Raw genomic sequence first — 1852 nt, forward strand, 5'->3', positions numbered from 1 at the left:
TGTGTGTGATTGGGTATTGACCCGTCCGGTTACCCGGATGATACTTTACAAACATACTCCAATCAAAGTTAAGCAATGATTCTTGATCTGGATCACCAGCAGGTCCGGGAGCACTGGCAGAAGGCCGATCCCGGCCTGGCCCAGCTGTTCGACGACATGCAGGCAACGGAGGACTGGACCCTTGATGGGTCTCCTGCCGTTGCCATGGGTCTGGTCAAGCTGGGGCGGGCGCTCAGCCAGCCCGGCGGCGCGCACGCGCTGGAGCGCATGGACCAGGGGCGCTTGTTGTTCCTGTTGGTCTACATCAGCTCGTCCAAGGCCGTGCGCCTGCWGCAGTGGATGGACWACGTCCAGCCGGGCGCCGGCACCCACCTGGTGGAGGCGCTGCTGCAGCGCGACGGCCGCGCCGTACGCGCCGGCATCTCCGAAAAGGCACTTGTGGCCACGCTGCTCCAGCGCTTGCGGATGCTCCAGAACCAGCCGTTCCTGAAGAACGTTTTCGACCCCCAGGCGATGAGCAAGCTCGCCGCCGTCATCAGACAACATCGTGAGGAAACCCAGCATGCGTAGGATGCTCCCCGGCCTTGCGGCCTTCCTGATCTGCGTATTCAGCGCAGCCCCCGCCCTGGCGCTGGACCCGGCCACCAAGCAGGCCGTGTGCAACGAGATCCAGCAGAGCGCCGCTGGCGCACTGGAAACGGCGATCAAGGTGTACGTGCCCAAGCGCAACCCGTCGCGCACCTTCGACGATGCGACCAAGGCGTGTCTGCAGCTGATCGTGCAGTACAACAAGATCCCGATGGGCATGCTGAACATGGGCGCCCTGCAGCCCATCCTGCAGAAGCTGGGCGAAGACCTGCTGATGCGGGAATGCTCGGCAGCCGCCGATCGCTTCAACCGCACGCTCAACGAAGCGCTGGCAGAGCGCGGCCTGTCCTACAGCGGCGGCAATCTGAGCTACAGCGGCACCATTGACGGCGTCCAGATCGGCGCCAGCACCGCCGGCGGCGGGTCGGTGAACGTCAACGGCAACAACGGCTACCTGGGCAACGTCACCGGGAACGTCAATGGCAACGGCACCGGCAGCGTCGGCTCCAGCAACACCGGCGGCCTGGTCAACTGGGGCGGCAATGGCGGCACCTGCACGGGGAAGGATTGCAAATGAAGCGCACCTCGATCGCTCTCGGGCTGGTGACGATGCTGGGCGTCGGCACCTACTTCGCCACCTCGCCGTCGACCGCGTGCTGCGGTGACGGTATTGCCGCAGCCACCGGCGCACAGGCAGCCGGTGCCTCCGTGGTGTCGGCCATCGCCTCGTCGACCTCATCGATCACCCTGATCCTGAACCAGATCAACCAGAACATCAGTAGCGGCCTGGGCCAGGTGGTGCAGGAGCTCGGCAAGCAGACGGCTTCGCAGAAGACTTTCGAGCAGGGGGCTGTCCAAGCCAGTGCTGCGCTGTACATGGAGGACAAGCGCGGGCAGGCCGCCATGGACTTCGCACTGTCGCCCCGCGCCTGTTTCGAGGCCAATGCCGCATCGGCGGTGGGTGACGGTGCCCAGAGCACCGTGCAGACCACCCGTGGCCTGATGCAGGGCCTGCAGGAGCGCACGCTCTATACGAGCAACACGGCCGGCGCCGTGGACAAGGTGTTCCGCACGCACGCCGACAAGTTCTGCTCCGAGCGCGATGTCGCGCTGGGCCGCTGCAAGACCGCAGCGACGGCGGATCTGCAGAATGCCGACGTTCGCGCCGACAACATCCTCGGTCGCGACGTGCTGTCCAATGACCAGTACGAAGGCGCCGTGGCGTACCTCAACAACGTCGTCAATGCGGTGCCGACGCAGAACG

At 65.0% G+C, this 1852-nt stretch carries 3 protein-coding genes; all 3 read left to right on the forward strand.

The annotated features are described in order from the left end of the window. Positions 1 to 75: 75 nt before the first annotated feature. A complete protein-coding gene (locus tag AC04MI_RS24900; RefSeq protein WP_476499011.1) occupies positions 76 to 570 on the forward strand; it encodes a type IVB secretion system protein IcmW in 495 nt (164 codons plus the stop codon). Then, a complete protein-coding gene (locus AC04MI_RS24905; RefSeq protein ID WP_436001404.1) occupies positions 563 to 1165 on the forward strand; it encodes a hypothetical protein in 603 nt (200 codons plus the stop codon). Before AC04MI_RS24900 ends, AC04MI_RS24905 begins: the two co-directional genes overlap by 8 nt. Then, positions 1162 to 1852, forward strand: a 691-nt coding sequence (locus tag AC04MI_RS24910) for a hypothetical protein (protein WP_476499012.1), incomplete at its 3' end; no start/stop codon positions are given. The genes AC04MI_RS24905 and AC04MI_RS24910, both read left to right, overlap by 4 nt.

The sequence above is a fragment of the Acidovorax sp. LjRoot204 genome (assembly GCF_056175785.1).

Excerpts from the sequence above, each read along its gene's own strand:
- AC04MI_RS24905 (WP_436001404.1), top strand. The coding sequence starts at position 563 with ATGCGTAGGATGCTCCCCGGCCTTGCGGCCTTCCTGATCTGCGTATTC.